Here is a 6,678-nt window from a genome sequence, read left to right on the forward strand (position 1 = left end):
AATGATGCTTTGGTTATTCATTTAACTCTTGTTCCATACTTAGCAGCATCAGGAGAACTAAAAACAAAACCAACTCAACACTCCGTAAAGTCACTTTTGGAAACTGGTGTTCAACCAGATGTATTGGTATTAAGAACTGAGCATGAACTTTCTTCTGATATTAGAAGAAAAGTAGCTTTATTCTGTAATGTTGATCCAAGAGCTGTTATCCAATCTATCGATGTGGAAACGATCTACGATGTGCCATTGAAAATGCGTGAAGAAAAACTTGATGCTATCGTTCTTGAAAAACTAGGGTTATCATCAGAAGGTGAGCCAAAGCTTAAAGAATGGACGACGTTTCTGAAAAGACATAAGAATCCAAAGTCAGAAGTTAGTATCGGATTAGTTGGTAAATATGTAGAGCTTAAAGATGCTTACAAATCAATTGCCGAAGCTTTTATTCACGCTGGTGCGACTAATGAATGTAGAGTTAATTTGAAATGGATTCACTCTGAAAAATTGACAGATGCAAACTATAAAAACGAGCTTAAAGACCTTAAAGGTATTCTAGTCGCTCCTGGCTTTGGTCACAGAGGTATGGAAGGTAAAATTCTTGCCGTAAAATATGCACGTGAAAACAACGTTCCTTTCTTGGGGATTTGTTTGGGTATGCAAGTTTCAGTTATTGAGTATGCACGAAATGTACTAAAACTTGACGATGCTGATTCATTGGAGATGAACCCTCAGACACATAATCCTGTAATCAACCTGATGGAGGAACAAAAGAATGTGACTGAAAAAGGTGGAACCATGCGTTTGGGTGCATATGAGTGCGAGTTGAAAGAAGGTTCTAATTGTGCTAAGGCTTATAAGAAATTAGACATTTCGGAACGTCACCGTCATCGTTACGAGTTCAATAACGACTACCTTAAGCAGTTTGAAGCTGCGGGCTTAAAAGCGACAGGTTTTAACCCTGAAACTGGTCTAGTTGAAGTTGTTGAGATTGAAAATCATAAATGGTTTGTTGGTGTTCAGTTCCATCCAGAATATAAGAGTACCGTTTTAAACCCTCACCCACTTTTTGTTGAGTTTGTGAAGGTAGCGAACAGTGACAAATAATATAAAATTATCAATAAGATAGATTGTGAAATTCAATTTTGCATGATGCAATTTTAGTAGAGCAGTTTTTAAAACAAACTGCTCTCACATAGTCTATCTAAACAGAAACGAATAAATGGATAAAAATTCAATTTGGGGATTAGTCATTATTGGGGCCATTTTGATTGGGTATACTTACCTAACCAAACCATCGGCTGAAGAATTAAAGGCAATCAAAACCCACGACTCTATTGCCAGAGTTGAACAAGCACGTGATCAGCAATTAGAGACTGAGAGATTTACTGCTATGAAAGCCATCGAGGCAGAAAAGCAAAAAGATCCGACACATCTGCAAGAAACCTTTGGTGTATTTTCATCAGCGGCTGCTCAAAAAGAAGAATTTATCACTCTTGAGAACAAACTTGTTAAGATTAAGGTAAGTACTAAAGGTGGGCGTATTTATTCGGTTCAGCTTAAAGATTACCAAACTCACGATTCATTACCATTAATCCTTTGGGAAGGTGATAAAAATCGTTTTGGCATGAATTTCTATGCAGATAACAAGCCGATTGACACTCAAGATTTATTCTTTACATCTGATGCTGGATTTGAGAACATTGATGCGAGCTCACAGCAGAAGACTTTAAACATGAAGCTTAAGGCTAATGACGATCAATACCTTGAATACGTCTACACCTTAGCTCCAGATAGCTATATGCTTGACTTTGATATCAAAGTTATTGGTCTAAACAATATTATTGCTCGTAACCAAAGCAACCTAACATTCACCTGGCAAGCCGATATTTACGGTAAAGAAAAAGGTCGTAAGAATGAGAACATGTACTCGGCTCTTTATTATAAATTTAATGGAGATGATGACGATGCTGTCGAGAACTTAAATGTTGGAGGTGAGGATGAAGAAGACCTTACAACTCAGGTTAAATGGATTGCATTTAAGCAACAATTCTTTACTTCAGCTCTTATCGCAAAAGACAACTTCAAAGGCATAAAACTGAAGTCTGTAGATATGGATGAGAATTCGCCTATATTGAAGAACTTCTCTGCTGAGATTTCTCTTCCATATAGTGGGGATGTGAAAGAGAGCTATCCAATGCAGTTCTATTTTGGTCCAAACCATTACAAAACGCTTCGCAAATACGGTAAGGATATCCAACTAGAAGAAGTAATTGATTTAGGCTGGGGTATCTTTGCTTGGGTCAATAAATACTTCGTGATTGAAATTTTCAACTTCCTTGAAAAGTACATGGGTAATTATGGTCTAATTATTTTGATTCTGACTATTATTATCAAATTGATTTTATCTCCTCTTACCTATAAGTCGTACTTATCAACGGCAAAAATGAGAGTTCTAAAGCCTCAGATTGATGCCATAAACGAGAAAATCCCCAAAGACAAATCAATGGAGCGCCAGCAAGCGACCATGGCTTTGTATAAAAAAGCGGGGGTCAACCCGATGGGTGGTTGTTTACCAATGGTGGTTCAGTTCCCTATTTTGATTGCTTTATTCCGATTTTTCCCTGCATCCATTGAGCTTCGTCAGAAAAGTTTCCTTTGGGCATCTGACTTATCATCTTATGACGCTATTGTAACCTTACCTTGGCATATTCCAATGTATGGTGACCATATCTCTTTATTCTGTATTTTGATGGCAGTGACTAACTTGGTTTACACTAAAATGAATGGTCAGATGACAGCTGGTAACCAGCAAATGCCAGGTATGCAGGCTATGATGTATTTAATGCCAGTGATGTTCCTTGTATGGTTCAATAACTACGCATCAGGTTTATCATACTACTACTTTATTGCAACCCTATTTACAATTGTTCAAACTTGGGCTATTCGTAAATGGATGGTTGATGACAATAAGGTGTTGGCTATGCTTGAAGCATCGAAGAAAAAGCCCGTTAAGAAATCAAAATTCCAACAGCGATTAGAAGATGCTGCAAAGAAAAAAGGTTTCAACGCTAAAAAATAACACTTGCTTAATAGGCATAAAAAAAGAGTCTCAATTGAGACTCTTTTTTTATGCCTATTATTTTATTTAAGAATAGACATCCAAATAATTATTCATTTCAGATACTTATTTCCTTTCAGTTTTATGAATAAAGAAAAGCGTCGTACCTCCCAATAGGAATATAATACTTCCTGCAAAGATTAAGGCTTCACCAATGCTGAAATGGTCGCTATACCATCCTAAGAAGGGTGCGATAATGGCAAATAGGATACGGATAATAAAGTTACGTAATGAAAGTACAGTAGCACGCATATCCGATGTTGTAATTCTATTGATATAATCCTTGAGAATGGGCGTAGCAATCCCCCTGATGATATAAAAATAGAAGAGGCACACAATACCCAATTGTGTGGTCATGACCCCGGATAAAATAAAACCAGAGGAAAGTCCGATGACAATCAACAATGATGTCCCAACTTTACCCAAACTGCTCTCAATTCGATGTGCAAATAAGGCCGTAAAACCAACCGTCAAATTCAAAAGAGTCCAGATCACACCAATTCGGCTCACATCCATATCAAACTGCTTTAAATAGGGTTGTACAAACCAAGCAAGGGCAAGTGTAGCACAGCCAAAAATAGACGAGTAGAGAATATTTAACCTCAACTGAAGGTTTTCCCACAAAGCATATCGAACGACCTTTAGAATGTGTATAAAGCCACCCTTTGGCTTAAGATCACTTCTTTCTACCTCCATTAACATCATAGAAGAAGGTACAGCCATAAAAGCGATAAAAATTTGGAATATAAAGGGCGTTCGTAAACTGATTAGAGCAAGACTCCCTCCTGCGATTCCTGCAAGAGCCTCAGCAAAATTACCCACCGACATCATTCGACTCTCCTGCTTCAAATAAGTTCCCTCCTTTTTATCCTGCAATAAACTATCGTAAAGTAATGCAGAATCGGCTCCTGAAATAAAACTGGACCCTATACCCAAAACGAGCTCTGCAATCAAAAAGCCATAAAAATCGGAACTGAAACTGTAAACAACAAAACCCAAACAGCCTAATACACTCCCTAAAATTAAAGTCTTCTTCCTCCCCCATATGTCAGCAAAGTAACCCGATGGAATTTCCATGATAACAACAGCAACAGAATAAAAAGCTTTTAGAGTTAAAACATTCTGCATACTCAATCCATTTTCCTGATAAAATAGGACAATGATAGGCATGGTTAGCATGAACCATTTTGCCAACTTGATAATATAGAGTTTGGGGATATTAGAAGAATAGCTCCTGGCCATAGGTCCTTTTATTTTATCTTTTGCATTCGAAAAAGCTCGAAGCATGCGAATTTAATAAAGGGAAGGTCGAAAACAGACATGTATTTGAAAAAAAATAAAGAAAAATATGAAAATAGATATTCTGACAGTTAGAGATTTAGCTTAGACTTACTGTAAACCCTGAGAAAAAAGGACAAAATAAGTTGTGTGAGACAATAATTAATCCCTATATTTGCATCGCAATTAAGGAAAAATGGTCCAGTAGCTCAGTTGGATTAGAGCAATAGCCTTCTAAGCTATAGGTCCCAGGTTCGAGCCCTGGCTGGATCACTTTATTTTTTTTGCAACAATACATTTATAGGATGGTCCAGTAGCTCAGTTGGATTAGAGCAATAGCCTTCTAAGCTATAGGTCCCAGGTTCGAGCCCTGGCTGGATCACAAAGACGACACAAAAGTGTCGTCTTTTTTGTTGCATACCCCCGCCAAACCTACTATCTTTAGGTGTTGTATCGAATTTCTGATACACAAAGAAAACGTTTCTTTTAACACATTTGCAGTACCCGTGTAGTACCGAGCACAATACCCACTTTAGTACCCGTTTTAATACCCAACAATACCCATATATGAAAGCGAGCTATAAAATTGTCTATAATCGTAAAGGGAAATTGAACAAAGAAGGCAAAGCACTTCTTCAGCTTCAAGTTTATTTGCAAAAAAAACAGCGATTCTTCTCTACTGGTATTTACCTGATCCCGAAACAATGGGATGAATCAAAAAGGCAAATCAAGAACCACCCTAATCAAATCCGACTAAATAAACAATTACGAGATTTAATCTCAGGACTTGAAGATTTTGAAATAAAGGTAGCTGAAGAAAAAAAGAATTTCGGTTTTGCCCATATAGATAATTACCTATCGGGTGACGTAGATATGGAGTTTATAGAGTTTTGCGAAAATGAACTCGACCAAGATGCTACAAAGAAATACAGCACATACCGAGCCATTAAATCTAAACTCGAAACCCTTAAGACATTTGGGTTATTCCAAAGCTTTCACGATATCGATTACACCAATATTGAGAAACTTGACAATTGGTTAAGAAGACAAGGATTAGCAGATGCAACCGTATTTAAGTACCACAGCACCATCAAGCAATTCTTAAATATTGCAATCAAGAAAGATTTCTTTCCTGTACAGAATAATCCCTATCTAAAATTCAAACCCAAAGCACCCAAGACTGCAAAGCGTCGTTTCCTCGACAAAGCACAAATTAAAAAACTGAAGGAAAAAGAATTTGCTACAAGTCGCTTATCTGAGATTAGAGATGTTTTTATGTTTTCGATATACACAGGCTTAGCCTACGCTGATATTGCCACATTACGCACCAAAGATCTATACACCGATGATAATGGCGACCGTTGGATATGGCGCGAACGTGAGAAAACATCAAGCGAATACAAAGTACCACTCCTTCCCCAAGCAATTGAGATTCTTAACTCTTACGAACTTGGCAAGCGATTACTACCCGTAAAGACTAACCAAAAGACAAATGAATACTTGAAGGAGATTGCAACACTCTGCGAGATAGAAGAAAATTTAACCTTTCACATGGCTCGACATACCTTTGCAACCACAATTACCTTGAGTAATAATGTGCCAATTGAAACCGTAAGTAAAATGCTAGGGCATTCTGACCTGAAGACAACCCAAATATATGCCAAGGTTGTTGATGAGAAAATGATGAGCGATATGAATTTGCTCAGACAAAAAATGACGGAACAAGATTAAGAAACAAAAACTAGGTTTTTAAAGCTCTTAACGAGATTATTTAATTCATGACTTATTAAGCTTTTCCTTTGAAGAAAGTTTATCCCAATTATCAACACGTATTGGGAATAAAAGCCTTACAAAGCATATCCAATTAATTCTAATTAATTGTAAACATATCTGCACCCTTGTTTTTCTCATTCTGCAAGCTATACCTTTTTTATAAAAATCCCGTAACCTTTATTGGGTTACGGGATTTCTACATTTAAAGCTATCTGCAAAAAAAATATTTAAACAGAAAACTGGATTTCGAGAATCTAAATATCTTCTTCCACCTCAGTATTTGCCATAAAAGCCTGTAAAGAGGTAAATATTTGCATTTGTTCCTCATGAGGCTTAGCAAAAAGGACATAAAGCATTTGTACCAAATACCCTTGTGCATCTGGTTGCATTCTTCTAATTGCCTCAATAATCTGCCTTTCCTGAATATTAAACCCGCTTTCAACCCCCGATAAGCCTTTATCTTTACTAGAAATGAAACTAGTTGCAATCATACCCAGTGTTGACTGGATTGC

General features: G+C 37.0%; 5 protein-coding genes and 2 tRNA genes. 5 read left to right on the forward strand and 2 right to left on the reverse strand.

Annotated features, from left to right (window positions below):
- Together ABY905_RS12350 and yidC are read left to right on the forward strand one after the other, a co-directional pair.
- The coding region (locus tag ABY905_RS12350; RefSeq protein ID WP_372644335.1) for a CTP synthase at window positions 1-1,101 on the forward strand (1,101 nt) is incomplete at its 5' end.
- A 115-nt stretch (window positions 1,102-1,216) separates the two neighbouring features.
- A complete protein-coding gene (gene yidC, locus ABY905_RS12355; RefSeq protein ID WP_372644337.1) occupies window positions 1,217-3,076 on the forward strand; it encodes a membrane protein insertase YidC in 1,860 nt (619 codons plus the stop codon).
- Window positions 3,077-3,181: 105 nt separating this feature from the next.
- Here the strand turns inward: yidC and ABY905_RS12360 are convergent, their stop codons facing one another.
- Complete coding sequence (locus tag ABY905_RS12360; protein WP_372644339.1) at window positions 3,182-4,402, reverse strand: MFS transporter; 1,221 nt, start codon at window positions 4,400-4,402, stop codon at window positions 3,182-3,184.
- A 189-nt stretch (window positions 4,403-4,591) separates the two neighbouring features.
- On the opposite strand from ABY905_RS12360, the gene ABY905_RS12365 reads away from it, so the two are divergent.
- From ABY905_RS12365 to ABY905_RS12375, 3 genes are all read left to right on the forward strand, one after another.
- Window positions 4,592-4,666: transfer RNA gene (locus tag ABY905_RS12365), tRNA-Arg, on the forward strand.
- Between the two features lie 34 nt (window positions 4,667-4,700).
- Window positions 4,701-4,775, forward strand: a tRNA-Arg gene (locus ABY905_RS12370).
- A 185-nt stretch (window positions 4,776-4,960) separates the two neighbouring features.
- The gene (locus ABY905_RS12375; RefSeq protein WP_372644340.1) at window positions 4,961-6,124 is read left to right on the forward strand and encodes a tyrosine-type recombinase/integrase; all 1,164 of its coding nucleotides are present in this window, start codon (window positions 4,961-4,963) and stop codon (window positions 6,122-6,124) included.
- Between the two features lie 296 nt (window positions 6,125-6,420).
- Here the strand turns inward: ABY905_RS12375 and ABY905_RS12380 are convergent.
- Window positions 6,421-6,678 (reverse strand): hypothetical protein (locus tag ABY905_RS12380; protein ID WP_372644342.1); only part of this gene is annotated, 258 nt, incomplete at its 5' end.

Origin of the sequence: Ancylomarina sp. (assembly GCF_041555295.1) — a bacterium.
Classification (GTDB): domain Bacteria; phylum Bacteroidota; class Bacteroidia; order Bacteroidales; family Marinifilaceae; genus Ancylomarina.